Genomic DNA, 15,910 nt, shown 5'->3' on the forward strand with positions numbered 1-15,910 from the left:
CAGCGGCCCGTGATCTACTCGGGCGATGCACCCCGCGAACCAACCACCCCCGCCCGTCGACTGGTTGGGCCCGCCGACCGACCTGCGGCCCCTGCTCCCCGTCGAGCGCGCCGCGCTCCTCGACCTCCTCGCCCAGCTGAGCCCCGACGAGTGGGAGCTGCCCACCGTCTGCCCCGGCTGGCAGGTGCGCGACATCGTCGCCCACCTGCTGCACGGACAGCTGCGCCGCCTCTCCCACGCCCGCGACGGGCACCCCGCCCCGCCCTTCGCCGAGGGCGAGACGCTGCCCGCCTATCTGGCGCGCGCCAACGGCGAGTTCGTCACCACCGCCCGGCAGCTCAGCCCCCGCCTGCTGATCGACCTCATCGGCCACCTCGGACCCCAGGCCGACGCCTCCTGGTCCGGCCTCGACCTCACGGCGCCCGCCGGCGTCGAGGTCTCCTGGGCCGCGCCCGGCGTCGACCCGCCGCTCTGGCTCCACCTGGCCCGCGAGTACACGGAAGGCTGGACCCACCAGCAGCAGATCAGGGACGCCGCCGACCGGCCCGGCGCGGACGGGCCCGAGCTGCTGCGGCCGGTACTCGACACGTTCCTCCGCGCCCTCCCCACCACCCTCGCGCCGGTCCCGGCCCCCGCCGGCACGACGGTCACCGTCACCGTCCCCGGCCCGGCCGGCGGCCACTGGACGGCGGTGCGCGAACCGGAACGCTGGGCGCTGCGCCCCACCCCCGACGGCCCCCCGACCGCCCAACTCCACATACCGGCCGATGTGTTGTGGCGGCTGGCCAGCCGGATGACCACCCCGGAGGAGGCGGCACGCTCGATCGAGACCGAGGGCGACCCCGCCCTGACGGACGCGGTCCTGCGCCTGGTCTCCATCGTCCGCTGAGCGCCTCCGGCGGTGCCCGGGGGCTCCCCGGCCTTGGCGGCCGGGATGCGCCGGCGGGCCGGTGGCTGGCGCGGGTCAGCCCGACGGGTCGTGGGTGAACGACGAGACGCTGCGGTGTGGTGGGGGTTGTGGCGCGGGCTACGACGCCTGACCTACCTGGTGCGTGTTCGCCAGGTGCGGGCGTGTTGTCGAACGCGGGTCAGCTCTGGCGGTGTGTGCCCTCCGATGCGCGGGGACCACACCGAGTTCGGGGGACGGCCGGTCGGTGGGGGCGTGCGTGGCGCGCACCGGTTTCGCCGGCCTGCCACGGCGCATGGCCCGTCGCGGACATGACCACGCGGCGCAGCCCGCGCCCCGCTGACGCTCACCGGCCACCGGGGCCCGCACCCGAAGGCCCCGGCGCCCGGGGCCCCCGGTGCCCGGCCCGGTCCCGCCTAGGGGCGCAGCCCTCGCACCGCCTCCGCGACCAACTGCTCCGGCCCCGGGGAGACGTCCAGCGAAAGGCCCGTCTCGTCCTCGCCCAGCGGCTCCAACGTCGCCAGCTGGCTGCGCAGCAGCGACGGCGGCATGAAGTGGTCGGTGCGCCGCTCGATCCGCTCGCCCACCAGCTCCGAGGAGCCCGTCAAATGGAGGAAGAACACCTCGCCGTCCGCCTCGGCCCGCAGCAGGTCACGGTAGGACCGCTTCAACGCCGAACAGGTCACCACGCCACCCTCGCCCGACTCGCGGCGCTCCCGCAGCCAGCGGCCTATGGCCTCCAGCCACGGCTCGCGGTCCTCGTCGGTGAGCGGCGTGCCGGCCGACATCTTCGCGATGTTCGCCGGCGAGTGGAAGTCGTCCGCCTCCGCGAACGGCACCCCCAGGCGTTCGGCCAACGGCCGCGCCACCGTGGTCTTCCCCACACCCGACACACCCATCACAACCACGGTGGTAACAGCCATGCCTCAACTATCCGCTGTCCGGCCGGGGAACGGCAAACCCCGTCCGACCAGCGGTCCGCCCGCCCGCGCGGGGGACGGGACGGGGAATGTCGGAGGCACGAACTAGGCTGAGAAACATGCCCGTTCCGGGTACCCGCGCTCCGGAGGTCGCGTTGTCCCCACCACCCTCGTCCGCCACCCCACCCAGCTCCGCCACCCCACCCAGTTCCCGCGCCGGTGCGCTCACGCGCCTGCGCCCGGCCGCCTTCGGCGCCCAGCCCACCGGTGAGCGGCTGGCCCGCATCCGGCGCTCGCCGCAGTACCGGGACGGCGCCTTCCGCAACGACCGCCCGGTGCGGATGGCGGACCTGCGGGCCATGCCGGGGATGCTGCGGCAGCTGGCCCGCCGGGAGGACCGGCTGCGCCGCACCCCGCTCCGCCGGCCGCCGACGGACCGGCCCGCCTGGCTCGCGACCTCCGAGCCGCCGGCCTCCGGGCTGCGGCTGACCTGGCTGGGCCACGCCAGCGTGCTCGCCGAGATCGACGGCCACCGGGTCCTCTTCGACCCGGTCTTCGCCGAGCGCTGCTCCCCGTTCTCCTTCGCCGGCCCCAGGCGGCTCCACCCGCTGCCGATCCTGCCCGCCGAGCTGGGCCCGGTGGACGCCGTGGTGATCTCCCACGACCACTACGACCACCTGGACATGGCGACGGTGCGCACCCTCCTCGCCGGCGACGCGGTCTTCGCCGTGCCGCTGGGCGTGGGCGCGCACCTGGAGCACTGGGGGGTGCCGGCGTCCCGGATCGTGGAGCTGGACTGGCACGAGTCAACGCGCGTCGGCGGGCTGACGCTGACCGCCGAGCCCGGGCAGCACTTCTGCGGTCGGGGGCTCTTCGGCCGCTGGCAGACGCTCTGGGCCTCCTGGGTGGTCGCGGGGGAGGAGCACCGGATCTACCACAGCGGGGACACCGGGTACTTCCCCGGCTTCGCCAAGACCGGCCAGGAGCACGGCCCGTTCGACGCCACCATGATCCAGATAGGTGCCTACAGCGAGGAGTTCTGGCCCGACATCCACATGACGCCCGAGCAGGGCGTGCGGGCCCATCTGGACCTGGCCGCCGGCGGTGCGCCGGGGCTGCTGCTGCCGATCCACTGGGGCACGTTCAACCTGGGGCCGCACGCCTGGGACGAGCCGGTGGAGCTGGCGCTGTCCGCCGCCGGGCGGGAGGGCGTGCCGGTGGCCGTGCCCCGGCCGGGCGGCTCCGTGGAGCCGGCGGCGGCGCCCGAGCCCGACCCGTGGTGGCGGGCGGTGGCCCGCCCGGCGGCAGTGCCCAGGGCGGGCCGGGCACGGCTGGGCGCCCGCCCGGCCGACGGTTGACATACCGCGCGGTGGCCCCGCCCCGAGGGAACCCGCCCACCGGGAACCCGCCGGCCGAGGGCGGGGTCCCGCGCTCGGCCGCCCGCCGCGCGCCCGCGCTCAGCCGGCGCGCAGCGGGTCGTGGCCCAGCGACATCAGCTGGTAGCGCCAGTCGGGCTCCGGCCGCTCCTCGCGCGGGCCGGCCGCCCGTTCGGTCGTGACGGTCTCCACGACCTCGCGCATCAGGTCGATGTCGGCATCGGTGAGATCCATCTGGCGTTTCCGCAGGATCGCGAGGACCCCGCGTCCCCGCTCGGAGCCGGCGCGCTCGGGAAGGCGCTCGGCGTCCTCGCCCGCGCTGCTCACCCGCAGCCAGGCCGCCAACTCCTGCGAGGTCATGTTCACCGCGTTGTGGAAGTCCGCCCACAGCGCGTCCATCTCGAATGCCTCGGCGTCGGTCATCGTCCGCCTCCAGGACCGGTCGTGCTCGGTTCAGGCGCGGGCCAGGTCGGTCACGTCCCTGGCCAACCTCTTGTCCAGGGATACCCGGACCAGGCCCGCTGTCAGCCGGGGAATGTCGGCCCTCCGCACCAGCCCGGACAGCGCCCGGGGCGAACGCGGCAGGCCGACCCGGCTGGCGCCCTCCTTCGCGCGGTTGTCGACATACGGCGCGTACTCGGGCCAGACGGCCTGCACCTCGCGCAGGAAGATGTCCACGCCCATCGGGCCGATCCCCGGATACTCCCGCAGCCGGGTCGGCGCCTCCTCGCGCATCCGCCGCACGTCGCCCCCGTACCGGTCGAGCAACAGCCGGGCGCCGTCGCCGAGTTGGGTGGCGGTCCGCTCGTCGTAGCGGCGGTAGTGGCCCACGCCCAGGGCGTCCACCCGCTGCTGCCAGGTGGCGTCGGCCATGGCGCGCGGGGTGCGCATCCCCGCGTCGAAGAGCGCCCGGGCCGCCGCCACCGCGACATCGGCCTTGATCCGCGCCGACAGCAGATGCGCCAGCACCAGCGTCTGGTACAGCGGCGCCGGGGTGTCCCGCAGCCGGATGCCCGCCTGGGCCGCGTAGGTCTCGCCACAGCGGTCGAGCAGCGCTCGCGCCGTGCGTTCGGTCTGTGCGGTCATGCCGCCTCTCCTCCCGCCCCGCTGGTCGGTCCGGTCAGTCGGTCTCCGGCAACTGCTCGCCGAAGACGGCGCGTTCGGGAACGGAGCCCAGGGCGCGCTCGGCCGCGCGCTCCTCCAGCAGCAGCCGCCACTCCTGGTGGCCGGGCAGCTCGTGAACGGGGTGGGCGGGGTGGGCGGATGCGTCCGCGACCGTCTTGGTCGATTTCGACATGTCTTATCACCTCGACCACGGCGGGTTCCCGGTCACCGACGCCTAAAACGCCCCGAACCATGTCGGAACGATCACAGGATCGCCCCCGGCGCGCTCAGAAACGCAAGGAAAGACCCAACCGGAAGGCAACGCACCGTGACCAACCACCCCAACCACCCCAGCCGTGATCGCTCGGCCCCGGACCGCGCCGGAGGCGTCGTCCCCGGCCTCGGCCCCGTTCCGGCCACCTGCTGGCTGCACCCGGGCGTCGAGGTCGGGAGCTCGCCGATCGAGGGCCGGGGGCTCGTCGCCGGCGTCCCGCTGCCGGCCGGCACCGTGGTCGAACGCCTCGGCGGCCGGCTGATCGACGACGCCACGCTGGCCACCCTCACCCGGCACGACAGCCTCTCGGTGGGCGAGGGCCTGCATCTGCTGCTGACCCCCGACCACCCGGTGCGCTTCGGCAACCACTCCTGCGAGCCGAACCTCTGGCACCGGGACGCCCTCACCATCGAGACCCGGCGGGACGTCGCCGCCGGCGAGGAGCTGACCATCGACTACGCCACCCTCACCGCCGTCGACGACTGGTCGATGAACTGCCGCTGCGGCGCGCCCCGTTGCCGCACGCGGGTCACCGGGCTCGACTGGCGCGACCCCGCGCTCCGCGCCGCCTACGGCCGGCACTGGACCCCGCCGCTGCTGGCCAGGATCGACCGGCTCGACGACGCGTGAGCCCGGCTCCGGTCAGGCCGCGCCGGCCACCCCGAAACGTCAGGCCGCCCCGGTCGCCGCCGGCCCGAAGTCCACGTCCGCCGCGTTCACCGTGCCGCACCGCCGGCCCGGGGCGCTCTGGAACCGCCAGTAGAGGTTGGTGTGGGCTATCACCTGCTCCGGCGGCGGCGCGCCGTGCGCCGACAGGTCCTCCGTGGTGTGCGCGTCCCCGACCAGCGTCACGTCATAGCCGCGGACCAGCCCGCCGTGCAGCGTGGAGCGGACGCAGACATCCGTCTGCGCGCCCGTCACCACCAGCCGGCCGACGCGGCGCTCGGCCAGCCGCTCCTCCAGCTAGGTGGCCTCGAAGGAGTCCCCGTAGAGCTTGTGCACCAGCGGCTCGTCATCCCGCCTGACCAGCTCGGGCACGAAGCGCCAGCCCTCGCTGTCGATCGGCATGTCCGCGTCGGAGTGCTGCACCCAGACCACGGGCACGCCCTCGGCCCTGGCCCGGTCCAGCAGGGCGTTGATCCGGGCGATCACCTCGTCCGCGCGGTGCGCGGCGGCGACCACGTCCCGCTGCATGTCGATGACGAGCAGCGCGGTGTGCGGGCGGTCGGCGAGCGTGGTCAAGGGCTGCTCCGTTCCTCGGCGTTCGGCGAAGATCCTCGAAATCCCGGCCAACCCGGGCGCGTTCACCCTAGACGCCACCACTGACAACGCCGCCCGCACGAGCGACGCGCCGCCCGCTCCCCGGCAGGAGGGGCGGGCGGCGCGCCGGGTTCATCGGCCGGCGGCCTAGCCGGCCATCGGCAGGGTCACCGCGTGCGCGCCCTCGGACACCGGCACCGGCTCGCCGTACCCGTCGGGCCCGGCGAGCACCACCGACCAGCCGCCCGGCGCGCCCTCGGCGGTCACCGTCAGCTCGTCGCCGCTCCGCCGGGTCCGGAAGACGGCCGCCCGCTCCCCGGTGCCCGCCGGCACCCGGGTGACCACCTCGACGCCGTCCTCCGGGGCGTGCACCCGCAGGGTGACGCCCTCGGCCAGGGCGTACTCGGGCCCGTCGTCCCGCGCCCCGAACGGGATCACAGACCCGGGCCGCGCCAGCAGCGGCAGGCTGTCGAAGCCGAACCGCTCCCGCCGCCAGCCGGGCCCGGTAACCCGCTCGCCGGTCAGCAGATGCGTCCACGTCCCGGCCGGCACGTAGTACTCGACCTCGCCGTCCTCGCTGAACACCGGCGCCACCAGCAGGTTCTCCCCCAGCATGTACTGGCGGTCCAGCGGATGGCAGGACGGGTCGTCGGGGAACTCCAGCACCATCGCCCGCATCACCGGCGTGCCCCGGTCCCTGGCCTGCTCGGCGGCCCGCAGCAGATAGGGCGCCAGCCGGTTCTTCAGCCGGGTGAAGACGCGGGTGACCTCGACGGCCTCCTCGTCGTACTCCCACGGCACCCGGTAGGAGCCCGAGCCGTGCAGCCGGCTGTGCGAGGAGAGCAGCCCGAACTGCACCCACCGCTTGAAGACCGCCGGCGTCGGCGTGCCCTCGAAGCCGCCGATGTCGTGGCTCCAGAAGCCGAAGCCGCTGAGCCCCAACGACAGCCCGCCGCGCAGCGACTCCGCCATCGCCTCGAACGTGGACTCGCAGTCCCCGCCCCAGTGCACCGGGAACTGCTGCCCGCCGGCCGTCGCCGAGCGCGCGAACAGCACCGCCTCGCCCTCGCCCCGCTCCTCGGTCAGCACCCGGAAGACCGTCTCGTTGTAGAGCTGGGTGTAGTAGTTGTGCATCCGCTCCGGGTCCGAGCCGTCCGACCAGACCACGTCCGTCGGGACCCGCTCGCCGAAGTCCGTCTTGAAGCCGTCCACGCCCTGCCGCAGCAGCGCCCGCAGCTTGCTCGCGTACCACTCCCTGGCCGCCGGGCTGGTGAAGTCCACCAGCGCCATCCCGGCCTGCCACATGTCCCACTGCCACACGTCGCCCTCGGCGGTGCGCACCAGGTGGCCCAGCCGCGCGCCCTCGTCGAAGAGCGGCGACTTCTGCCCGATGTAGGGGTTGATCCACACCGTGACCCGCAGCCCCTGGTCCTTCAGCCGGCGCACCATCCCCTCCGGGTCGGGGAAGACGTCCGGGTCCCAGGTGAAGTCGCACCACTGGTACGCCCGCATCCAGAAGCAGTCGAAGTGGAAGACGCTCAGCGGGATCTCGCGCTCGGCCATGCCGCGCGTGAAACGGCCGACGGTGTCCTCGTCGTAGTCGGTGGTGAACGACGTGGACAGCCACAGCCCGAACGACCAGGCCGGCGGCAGCGCGGGCCGGCCGGTCAGCGCGGTGTAGCGGTCCAGGATCTCCTTGGGGGTGGGCCCGTAGATCACGTAGTACTCGACCGACTGGTCCTCGACGCTGAACTGGACCTGACCGACCGACTCCGAGGCGATCTCGTAGGAGACCCGCCCGGGGTGGTTGACGAAGACGCCGTAGCCCCGGTTGGTGAGGTAGAACGGCACGTTCTTGTACGCCTGTTCGCTGGCCGTGCCGCCGTCGGCCTGCCAGACCTCGACGGACTGGCCGTTCCTGGTGAACGGGGTGAACCGCTCGCCCAGCCCGTACACCAACCCGCCGACGCCGAGGGAGAGTTGCGAGACGATGTGGTGCTGCCCGTCCAGCGTGGCGAAGCCGGTGCCGCGCTTGCCCGCCGAGGTGAGGAGGCGCCCCTCGGCCAGGAAGTCGAGCCGCCACGGCTCCTCGGTGTCCACCCGCAACGCCAGCGGCCCGCTGGCCAGTTCCAGCACCGAACCGGACGCCCGCGCCTTGCCCGCGTGTCCCTCGTCGGAGCGCAGCGCGAAGTGCGGGCCCCGGTCGCGCGACCCGGCGTGGTGGGTGGAGCGCACCCCGATCACCCCCTCGGCCGGGGAGAAGACCTCCACGGTCAGCAGCGGGCTGTTGAGCGTGCCGCCCCGGCCGCGCTCCCGGCCGGTGGCGCCCCACAGGGTCAGCCGGTCCTCCTCGATCCGCGCGTCCGCGACCCAGGTGGCGAACGAGGCCGCCACCCCTTCGCGCATCAGCCAGTAACCGTCGGTGAACTTCACGGTGTTCGGGTCTCCCTAGTCCTGTCGTTGGTCGGCTGTCCCCGACACGTCCTGCGGCCGCTGGCCGTGGCGCCGCCGGTGGTGGCGGATCAGGCCCTGGTACCAGCGGTAGCTGTCCTTGGGCAGGCGCTCCAGGGTGTCGTAGTCGACGCGCACGATGCCGAAGCGCTTGTCGTAGCCGAAGGCCCACTCGAAGTTGTCCAGCAGCGACCAGACGTAGTACCCGCGCACGTCCACGCCGGCGCGCACCGCCTCGGCCAGCGCCGCCAGGTGGTCCCGCAGATAGGCGACCCGGTCGGCGTCGTGCACCTGCCCGTCGTCGGCCACGGTGTCCGCCTCGGCCGAGCCGTTCTCGGTGATGTACAGCGGCGGCAGGTTCGGGTGCCGCCGGTCGAGGTCGACCAGCAGGTCGGTGAACGACTCGGGCACCACGGGCCAGCCCATGGTGGTGTGCCGCACGTCGTCCCGCCAGGTCTCCTCGACGCCGATGTCGACGGCGGTGCGCCGCGCCGGGTCGGCCTCCCGGTGCGGGGCGGCGGCGATCGTGATCGGGCGGTAGTAGTTGACGCCGACGAAGTCCAACGGGGCGCCGATCAGGTCGAGATCGCCGTCCTCGCGGTAGGAGCCGTCGGCCAGCCCGCCCCAGGTCTCGGCCTCGTGCTCCGGGTAGCGGCCGGCGAAGAGCGGGTCGAACCAGACCGCGTTGTGCAGCGTCTCCGCCCGGCGCACCGCCGCCAGGTCCGCCGCCGAGTCGCTGGCCGGCAGCAGCCGGTCCGGGTTGAGTGTGATCCCCACCTCGCCTTGCCCGGCGGCGCGCAGCGCCCGCACCGCCAGCCCGTGCCCGACCAGCAGGTGGTGCGCGGCGGCCAGCGCGCCCCTGCCCTCGCGCGCGCCCGGCGCGTGCCGGCCGATGGCGTAGCCGACGAACGCCGCGCAGAACGGCTCGTTGAGGGTGATCCAGCGCGGGATGCGGTCGCCCAGCCGGTCGGCGACGATCGCCGCGTACTCGGCGAACCGCTCGGCCGTCTCCCGCACCCGCCAGCCGCCCCTGTCCTCCAGCGCCTGCGGCAGGTCCCAGTGGTAGAGCGTGGCCGCCGGGCGGATACCGGCCGCCAGCAGCTCGTCGAGGAGCCGGTCGTAGAACGCGATCCCCTCGGCGTTGGCCGGCCCCGAGCCGGTCGGCTGGACGCGCGGCCAGGCGATCGAGAACCGGTAGTCGTCGACGCCGAGTTCGCGCAGCAGCGCCACGTCCTCCCGGTAGCGGTGGTAGTGGTCGCAGGCCACGTCCCCGGTGGCGCCGTCGGCGACCTTGCCGGGCGTGCGGCAGTAGGTGTCCCAGATCGACGGGCCGCGCCCGCCGACGTCGTGGGCGCCCTCGATCTGGTAGGCGGCGGTCGCGGCCCCGAAGGCGAAGCCGGGCGGGAACGTGGGGTAGCCGGCCGCGCCGGCGGGATCGGGGGAGTGGGCGAGGTGCGGTGAATCGGCAGTGCTCATCAGTTCTTTCGACCCTTGTCAGGATGGTGGTTCGGTTGGGGCAAGCGCTTGCCCGTCTCGCTGGGCTCGCCTGCCCCGGGTGAGGCCGGCTACGTCGTCCGGTTACTTCAGGGAGCCGCCGGCGATCCCGGCGGCGATGTACTTCTGGGCGACGACCAGCAGTATCGCCGCCGGGATCGCCGACAGCACGGCCGTGGCCATCACCGCTCCCCAGTCACTCACATGGGCCCCGATGAACTGGTAGAGGCCCAGCGTGACCGGCCGAACGTCGTCGGTGGTATTGAGGGTCAACGCGAAGACGAAGTCCGCCCACGCGAAGAGGAACGCGAAGAGCCCGGAGGTGATGAGCGCGTTCCGGCTCATCGGCAGCACGATCCGCACGAACGCCGTGAACCGGTTCGCCCCGTCCACCAGCGCCGCCTCCACCACCTCGCTCGGGATGGAGACCATGAACGCCCGCAGCAGCACGATCGCGAACGGCAGCCCCAGCGAGGCGTCCGCCAGGATCAGCCCCAGATAGGAGTTGACCAGGCCCAACTCGGCGTACGCGCTGTAGAGCGCGTTGGCCACCACGATGCCCGGCACCATCTGGGTGATCAGCGTGCCGAAGACGATGGTCCGCCCGCCGCGCAGCCCGAACTGCGCCAGCCCGTACGCCGCCGGCGCCGCCAGCGCCAGGCAGACCACCACCGCGCCCAGCGCCACCACCAGGCTGGTCACCAGCGAACCGCCCTGACTCTCCAGCGCGGTACGGAAGTTGTCCAGGCTCGGCGAGGTCGGCAGCAGGTCGGCCGAGGCGATCGAGGAGTGCGGCTGGAGCGCCGTGGAGACCATCCAGTAGACCGGGAAGAGCATCACGGCCAGCACCAGCAGCGCGACCGTGGTGCTGCCCCAGCGGGCGGCGCGGGAGGAACCCGTTCGCTGACGCATCGTCATCTACCCTTCCCCGGGCCGAGATCGGCCCGGTTGGCACGCAGATAGAGCACGGCGAAGACCGCGCTGATCAGGATCAGGATGTTGCCCACCACCGCGCCCTGGCCGAAGTCCAGGCGCAGGAACGAGAGTTGGTAGGTGAGTGTGCCCAGGGTCTGGGTGGAGTCGGCCGGCCCGCCGCCGGTCAGCGCCAGCACCAGGTCCAGGATCTTCACCGTGGACATGAAGCCCAGCACCAGCACCACCGTGACCACCGGGCGCAGCATGGGCAGCGTGATCCGCCAGAACGTGCGCCACGGCCCGGCCCCGTCCAGCGCCGCCGCCTCGTACAGCTCCTCGGGTATCTCCGCCAGGCCGCCGTAGAGGATCACCATGTTGAACGGGATGCCGATCCAGATGTTCACCAGGATCACCGAGGCCAGCGCCACGCTCGGGCTGGACAGCCACGGCACCCCGTCGGAGCTGAGGCCCACCAGGTCGAGGAAGCTGTTGAGCACCCCGTGTTCCTCGTCCATGATCCGCCGCCAGACCACCGCCGAGACCACCATCGGCACCAGCCAGGGCAGCAGCAGCACGGCGCGGATCGTCCCGGAGAGCCGGAACCGCCGGGAGAAGAACACCGCGAGGGCCAGGCCGATGGTGAACTGCCCGAGCAGCGAGCCCACGGTGAAGACCATCGTCTGCCACAGCGCGTCGCCCAGCAGCGGATCGTCCAGCACCGCCCGCCAGTTCTCCAGGCCGTTGAACGGGGCCTCGCCGGTGAAGTAGGTGCGCGGCGTGAACTCCTGAAAGCTCATCAGGATGTTGCGCACCAGCGGATAGCCGAAGAACGCCAGCAGATAGAGCACGGCCGGCAGCACGAACAGCCAGCGGTAGAGCGCCCGTTGACGGGAACCGGGGGCGCGTCGGCGCGTCGTCGTCGTGCTCACCGCTCCTCACCCGCCTGCCGCTGGGCGGCGCGCAGCGCGTCCTCGGGGGAGGAGCGCCCGGTCAGCACCGACTGGAACGCGCCGGCCAGCGCGTCGCCGACCACCGGCCAGCGGGTGCCGACCCGTTCGGTGCGCGAGCGCGCGGTCCGCACCAGGTCGGCGAACGGCGCCAGCTTCGGGTGCTGCTCGCGGTAGCGCTCGGCGGCCGTCGCCAGCGTCGGCACGTTGTTGACCCGCTCGCCCCAGGCCAGCTGGTTCTCCTCGGAGTTGAGGCAGCTCAGCAGCCGGCCGGCGTTCCGCTCCCGCTCGCGGTCGTCGTTCTTCGGCACGGTCATCACGGTGCCGCCGATGGGCGGCACCGGGTCGCGCCCCGCCTCGGGGACGGGGATCGCGGCAACCGCCCAGTCCACCTCGTCCTGGGCGTCGAGCACCGGCACCTGCCAGGGCCCGTTGATCATCATGGCGGCCCTTCCGGAGAGGAACTGGTCGTTCACGTCCTGCTGGTTCCAGTTGACGACCGAACGGGAGACCGAGCCGGCATCCACCAGCTCCTTCCAGAACGCCAGCGCCGCCGCCCCGCCCTCGCCCTCGGTCAGCCGCGCCTCGTCGCCGCCGGCCGACCAGAAGAACGGCAGGAACTGGTAGACACCGTCCGCGTCCGGGGTGGCCGAGAACGCCATCCCATAGGTGTCGCCCGAGGTCAGCTCGGCGGCCGTCCGCCGCAACTCGTCCCAGGTGGTGGGTGGTTGGAAGCCGGCCTCGGCCAGCAGCTCGGTGTTGTAGATCAGCGCGAGGGAGTTCACCGAGCGGGCCACCCCGTACTGGGTGCCGTCGAAGGAGCCCAGCGCCACCGAGCTGTCCGAGAAGCCCTCGGTCGCCACCCCCACCTCGTCGATCGGCCGCAGCCCGCCGGTCTCCGCAAACTGCGGCAGCTCCGAGCCGTCCAGCTCCAGGATGTCGGTCAGCGAGTCCGAGGACGCCATCCGCAGCGCCTTGGACGCCACCTGGTCGGCCGGCACGCTGATCTGCTCCACCCGCAGGCCCAACGGCTCGGCGCAGCGGTCGAAAAAGTCCTGGTTGGCCTCGTGTTCGGCGGTGTCCGTCGCCGAGTTGAGCACCGTCACCGTGTCGGGGTCCGGCTCGGCGGCACAGCCGGCGAGGCCGGCGGCCAGGGTGACCGCCGTCAGGCCGACGGCCACCGCCGACCGGCGGGTCCTTCCGTTGCTTGCTGGCATGACTCTCTCGTTCGCGCTTCGTTCGGATTCGTCCGGTCCGTCTGGTGCCGCGGCTCCGCGCCCGCTCAGCCGCTCGGGGGCGCGATGGGCGGGCCTCCGGCCACCAGCTCCGGCGCGATCAACTCCCGTGCCGCATAGGGCTGTTCCGGCTTCTCGATCGCCTCGACCACCAGCCGCACCGCCGCCTCGGCCATCCGCCCCACCGGCAGCTCGACGCGCGGCAGCCGCAGCGCGCCCGCCTCGTCCGGGAGGCTCCCGACCAGCACCACCGCCAGGTCCTCGCCGACCCGCAGCCCCAGCGCCGCGATCTCCTCCAGCAGCAGCGGCAACGGGATCAGGTGCTGCACCAGCAGCGCCGTCGGGCGCGGGCGCGCGGTGAGCAGCTCGACGAGCCGGGCGCGCGCCTCGTCCGGCTCCACGGTGGAACGCCGCACCCGCACCTCGACCCCGGTCTCCCGCGCGGCCGCCTCGGCGCCGGCCAGGCCGCGCAGCGCATAGCCGTTCCTGGCCTCGAACTCGTGGTCGGCCGAGGCCCAGAACGCGATCCGCCGGTGCCCGGCGGCCACCGCCTCCCGCACGGCCAGCGCGACCGCAGCCGCCCAGTCCAGGTCCACCCACGGCGGGTCGTCGCCCTCGCTCTCGTCGCCGTGCCCCACCAGCGCGGTGGGGAAGCCGTGCGCGCGCAACGCCTCGATCCTCGGGTCCCGTTCGCGCACCGCCATCAGCACCGCGCCGTCGGCCAGCCCGCTGCGGGCCACCCGGGTCAGCCCGCGCACCCCGTCGGGGTCGGTCATCAGCAGCAGGTCGTAGCCCCGGTCTCTGGCCATGTCGCCGATGTCGATGGCGAACCGGCCGTCCACCGCCCGGTACTTGCCCGGCTCCCTCGGCACGGCCAGCACCAGCACCTCGCTGCGCGCGCGCCGCAGCGTGCGCGCCGAGGCGCGCGGGTGGTAGCCCAGCTCCTCGACGGCGGCGCGGACGGCGGTCCTGGTCTCCTCGGAGATCTTGCGGGAGCCGCTGAGCACATAGGAGACCGTGCTGGGCGCGACGCCGGCGTGCCGGGCCACGTCCTTGATGGTGACCATCCGCTTGGCTCCCTTCCTGGCCGGGCCCCTTTTCACTCCAACTCCGTTGGCGCACAGCGGAGTTGGGCGTCCGAACCGTCGGTCGAACCGTTCGTCGAATCGATTCGACGAACCATCGCCGGAAATCGTAGGCATCCCTCCGGACGCCGCACAAGACATCCCGGAACATTCCGTTCCGCGGAATGTGGTCGGGGCGCGGCGGGGGACGGCGGGACCTCCTGCCCGCCCGCCGGGGAGTTGGCTACCGTGGGAGGGCCGGGCCGGCGGCTCGCGCGGTGGGGGCTGTGGGGCGCTCGCGCGCCCCGTACCACACGAGGGTCGCCGGCCCGGCCCGGTTTGCGGCGGGGACGGGCTGGTTGTCGGGAACGCCGGGCCTGTCGGGGGCTACCGCAGCAGTTCCAGCGGCACCGAGGCGGCCAGCAGGCCGTAGCCCTCGGGCGTCAGATGCAGCCAGTCGCCGTCGTGGATGTCGGGCAGCAGCCGCTCCGGCTGCGCCGGGTCGCGGGTGACCGCGTCGAAGTCGAGCACCGCGTCGAACCGTCCGCTGTCGCGAATCCAGTCGTTGACGCTCTGGCGCGCCAACTCGCGCCAGCCCTCGGGGTCGTCGTACATCTCGTTGTCGCCGAAGGGCAGCAGCGTCGCGCCGAACACCTCGATGCCGTGGGCGTGGGCGCGGGTGACGATCTGGTCGTAGGCGGTGATCAGCTCGTCGGCGACGGCCCGTTGGGCCTCCTCGGTGGCCTCCGCCGTGCCGATGTCGTTGACGCCCTCGAAGAGGATCAGCCGCTCGACGCCGCTCTGCGCGATCACGTCCCGGTCCAGCCGGGCCAACGCGCTGGGGCCGAGTCCTTCGTTGAGGACCCGGTTGCCGCCGGCGCCCTGGTTGAGCAGGGAGACGTGCGCGGTGTCCGGGTCGGCCGCCATCCGGTCGAAGAGCTGGTCGGTCCACCGGTCGTTGCCGTTGGTGGTGGAGCCCCGGCCGTCGGTGAGCGAGTCGCCGAGCACGGCGGTGCCGTGGTGGTCGGCCGGCGACCACGCCTCGACGCCGCTGAGCAGGTACCAGTGGTCGGTGGGCGTGGCGCCCGGCAGGTCGTCGGCGGTCACATGCTCGCCGGCCAGCAGGTGCGAGGTGGTGCGCGAGCCGGGGTGCGAGGTGAGGGACAACGTGGCCTGGCCGGTGGCCAGATAGGTGGTCACGGTGAGGTTGCTGCCCGGCGGGAGGGCGAGGTCCACCGGGTCGCTGACATAGCGCGCGCCGATCGGCACGGTCACCGAACTCCGCCCGCCGCTGAACGTGACCGGCACCGAGCTGCCCGGCTCGACCGCGCTGACGCCGGCCTGCCCGTCCCTGGGCAGCGCGACGGCGACGCTGGTCAACGGCAGCGGCGCGCCGCCGAACTCGTTGGAGAAGGCCAGCCGGAACCGCTCGCCGCCGGTGGTGATCCGCACCGTCTGACGGAGCGTCGTGTCCACCAGGACGGACTCCTCGCCGGTGAACGGGGGCGGCGGCATGTTGTGCGGCTCGGTGAGCTGCGGCATCGCCGTCCAGCTGCCGACCCAGCGCATCTCCCGCCCCGGGCCGGCCCGTTCGGCGCCCGCCCCGGTCGCCTCCGGTGAACGCGCCGCTGCGGCGGGGGAGTTGGCGGGGGAGCCGGCGGAGCCTGCGGCCTGGGCCGCCGTCGGCCCGGCGAGCAGGGCCAGGGGCAGGGCCGCCAGGGCGACGAGCCGGCCGAGAGTGCGGGTTCTCTTCATGCGGTCGGGGGCTCCTTCGGTGGGGGGTGGGGCGGACGGCCGAGCCGTCGGCGCGGTCGTCCCGGGGGCGGTTCCCTGCGGCGCCGTGACACTAGGAAGGGCCACCGGGCCCGTCAAGACTTCCGGTAAGGATCTGAAAATTTTCGGTGATCCCTTCCGGGGTTCGGCCCAACTCGGCCGCCGGGCACGGTCGTCGGGCCCGCGTGCG

Annotated in this window: 14 protein-coding genes and 1 pseudogene; 3 read left to right on the forward strand and 12 right to left on the reverse strand. The window is 73.5% G+C overall.

From position 1 onward, the window contains the following. Positions 1 to 25: 25 nt before the first annotated feature. Positions 26 to 889, forward strand: a complete 864-nt coding sequence (locus FH609_RS02945) for a maleylpyruvate isomerase N-terminal domain-containing protein (RefSeq protein ID WP_139667630.1) — start codon at positions 26 to 28, stop codon at positions 887 to 889. A 434-nt stretch (positions 890 to 1,323) separates the two neighbouring features. On the opposite strand, the gene FH609_RS02950 is transcribed toward FH609_RS02945, so the two are convergent. Further along, positions 1,324 to 1,830 (reverse strand): gluconokinase, encoded by a 507-nt coding sequence (locus FH609_RS02950; RefSeq protein ID WP_139667631.1) that lies wholly within the window; start codon positions 1,828 to 1,830, stop codon positions 1,324 to 1,326. 116 nt (positions 1,831 to 1,946) lie between these two features. Here FH609_RS02950 and FH609_RS02955 point away from each other — a divergent pair, with 116 nt between their 5' ends. After that, positions 1,947 to 3,185, forward strand: coding sequence for an MBL fold metallo-hydrolase (locus FH609_RS02955; protein ID WP_139667632.1), 1,239 nt, complete (start codon positions 1,947 to 1,949; stop codon positions 3,183 to 3,185). A gap of 99 nt (positions 3,186 to 3,284) precedes the next feature. Here the strand turns inward: FH609_RS02955 and FH609_RS02960 are convergent, their stop codons facing one another. The 3 genes from FH609_RS02960 to FH609_RS31390 are packed head-to-tail and all read right to left on the reverse strand — an operon-like array spanning position 3,285 to position 4,500. Then, a complete protein-coding gene (locus tag FH609_RS02960; protein ID WP_139667633.1) occupies positions 3,285 to 3,626 on the reverse strand; it encodes a DUF3140 domain-containing protein in 342 nt (113 codons plus the stop codon). 30 nt (positions 3,627 to 3,656) lie between these two features. Then, positions 3,657 to 4,289, reverse strand: coding sequence for an endonuclease (locus FH609_RS02965; protein WP_139667634.1), 633 nt, complete (start codon positions 4,287 to 4,289; stop codon positions 3,657 to 3,659). A gap of 34 nt (positions 4,290 to 4,323) precedes the next feature. Continuing rightward, positions 4,324 to 4,500, reverse strand: a complete 177-nt coding sequence (locus FH609_RS31390) for a hypothetical protein (protein ID WP_226961357.1) — start codon at positions 4,498 to 4,500, stop codon at positions 4,324 to 4,326. A gap of 135 nt (positions 4,501 to 4,635) precedes the next feature. Here FH609_RS31390 and FH609_RS31395 point away from each other — a divergent pair, with 135 nt between their 5' ends. Then, positions 4,636 to 5,211: an SET domain-containing protein gene (locus FH609_RS31395; protein ID WP_226961358.1), complete on the forward strand. Its 576-nt coding sequence runs from the start codon at positions 4,636 to 4,638 to the stop codon at positions 5,209 to 5,211. 39 nt (positions 5,212 to 5,250) lie between these two features. On the opposite strand, the pseudogene FH609_RS02975 reads toward FH609_RS31395, so the two are convergent. The 8 genes and pseudogenes from FH609_RS02975 to FH609_RS03010 all read right to left on the reverse strand — a co-directional run bounded on the left by FH609_RS02975 (position 5,251) and on the right by FH609_RS03010 (position 15,702). Further along, a pseudogene (locus FH609_RS02975) lies at positions 5,251 to 5,823 on the reverse strand (isochorismatase family protein). 165 nt (positions 5,824 to 5,988) lie between these two features. After that, the gene (yicI, locus tag FH609_RS02980; protein WP_139667636.1) at positions 5,989 to 8,274 is read right to left on the reverse strand and encodes an alpha-xylosidase; all 2,286 of its coding nucleotides are present in this window, start codon (positions 8,272 to 8,274) and stop codon (positions 5,989 to 5,991) included. A gap of 15 nt (positions 8,275 to 8,289) precedes the next feature. Further along, on the reverse strand, positions 8,290 to 9,768 hold the full coding sequence (locus FH609_RS02985; protein ID WP_139667637.1) for a GH1 family beta-glucosidase: 1,479 nt from the start codon (positions 9,766 to 9,768) through the stop codon (positions 8,290 to 8,292). A gap of 102 nt (positions 9,769 to 9,870) precedes the next feature. After that, a complete protein-coding gene (locus FH609_RS02990; protein ID WP_139667638.1) occupies positions 9,871 to 10,698 on the reverse strand; it encodes a carbohydrate ABC transporter permease in 828 nt (275 codons plus the stop codon). A gap of 2 nt (positions 10,699 to 10,700) precedes the next feature. After that, a complete protein-coding gene (locus FH609_RS02995; RefSeq protein ID WP_139667639.1) occupies positions 10,701 to 11,630 on the reverse strand; it encodes a carbohydrate ABC transporter permease in 930 nt (309 codons plus the stop codon). Next, the gene (locus FH609_RS03000) at positions 11,627 to 12,865 is read right to left on the reverse strand and encodes an ABC transporter substrate-binding protein (protein ID WP_139667640.1); all 1,239 of its coding nucleotides are present in this window, start codon (positions 12,863 to 12,865) and stop codon (positions 11,627 to 11,629) included. The genes FH609_RS02995 and FH609_RS03000 overlap by 4 nt, the downstream gene beginning before the upstream one ends. Before the next feature lie 65 nt (positions 12,866 to 12,930). Then, positions 12,931 to 13,950 carry a LacI family DNA-binding transcriptional regulator gene (locus FH609_RS03005; protein WP_139667641.1) on the reverse strand — a complete coding sequence of 340 codons (1,020 nt, stop codon included), beginning with the start codon at positions 13,948 to 13,950 and terminating at the stop codon, positions 12,931 to 12,933. 384 nt (positions 13,951 to 14,334) lie between these two features. Then, positions 14,335 to 15,702, reverse strand: coding sequence for an SGNH/GDSL hydrolase family protein (locus FH609_RS03010; protein ID WP_139667642.1), 1,368 nt, complete (start codon positions 15,700 to 15,702; stop codon positions 14,335 to 14,337). Between the last annotated feature and the right edge of the window lie 208 nt (positions 15,703 to 15,910).

Origin of the sequence: Streptomyces sp. 3MP-14, from assembly GCF_006334905.2 — a bacterium.
GTDB classification, from domain to species: Bacteria; Actinomycetota; Actinomycetes; order Streptomycetales; family Streptomycetaceae; genus Streptomyces; species Streptomyces triticirhizae.

Excerpts from the sequence above, each read along its gene's own strand:
- FH609_RS31390 (WP_226961357.1), bottom strand. The coding sequence starts at position 4,500 with ATGTCGAAATCGACCAAGACGGTCGCGGACGCATCCGCCCACCCCGCC.
- FH609_RS02990 (WP_139667638.1), bottom strand. The coding sequence starts at position 10,698 with ATGCGTCAGCGAACGGGTTCCTCCCGCGCCGCCCGCTGGGGCAGCACC.
- FH609_RS03005 (WP_139667641.1), bottom strand. The coding sequence starts at position 13,950 with ATGGTCACCATCAAGGACGTGGCCCGGCACGCCGGCGTCGCGCCCAGC.
- FH609_RS02950 (WP_139667631.1), bottom strand. The coding sequence starts at position 1,830 with ATGGCTGTTACCACCGTGGTTGTGATGGGTGTGTCGGGTGTGGGGAAG.
- FH609_RS03000 (WP_139667640.1), bottom strand. The coding sequence starts at position 12,865 with ATGCCAGCAAGCAACGGAAGGACCCGCCGGTCGGCGGTGGCCGTCGGC.
- FH609_RS02960 (WP_139667633.1), bottom strand. The coding sequence starts at position 3,626 with ATGACCGACGCCGAGGCATTCGAGATGGACGCGCTGTGGGCGGACTTC.
- FH609_RS02955 (WP_139667632.1), top strand. The coding sequence starts at position 1,947 with ATGCCCGTTCCGGGTACCCGCGCTCCGGAGGTCGCGTTGTCCCCACCA.
- FH609_RS02985 (WP_139667637.1), bottom strand. The coding sequence starts at position 9,768 with ATGAGCACTGCCGATTCACCGCACCTCGCCCACTCCCCCGATCCCGCC.
- FH609_RS03010 (WP_139667642.1), bottom strand. The coding sequence starts at position 15,702 with ATGAAGAGAACCCGCACTCTCGGCCGGCTCGTCGCCCTGGCGGCCCTG.
- FH609_RS02965 (WP_139667634.1), bottom strand. The coding sequence starts at position 4,289 with ATGACCGCACAGACCGAACGCACGGCGCGAGCGCTGCTCGACCGCTGT.
- FH609_RS02945 (WP_139667630.1), top strand. The coding sequence starts at position 26 with ATGCACCCCGCGAACCAACCACCCCCGCCCGTCGACTGGTTGGGCCCG.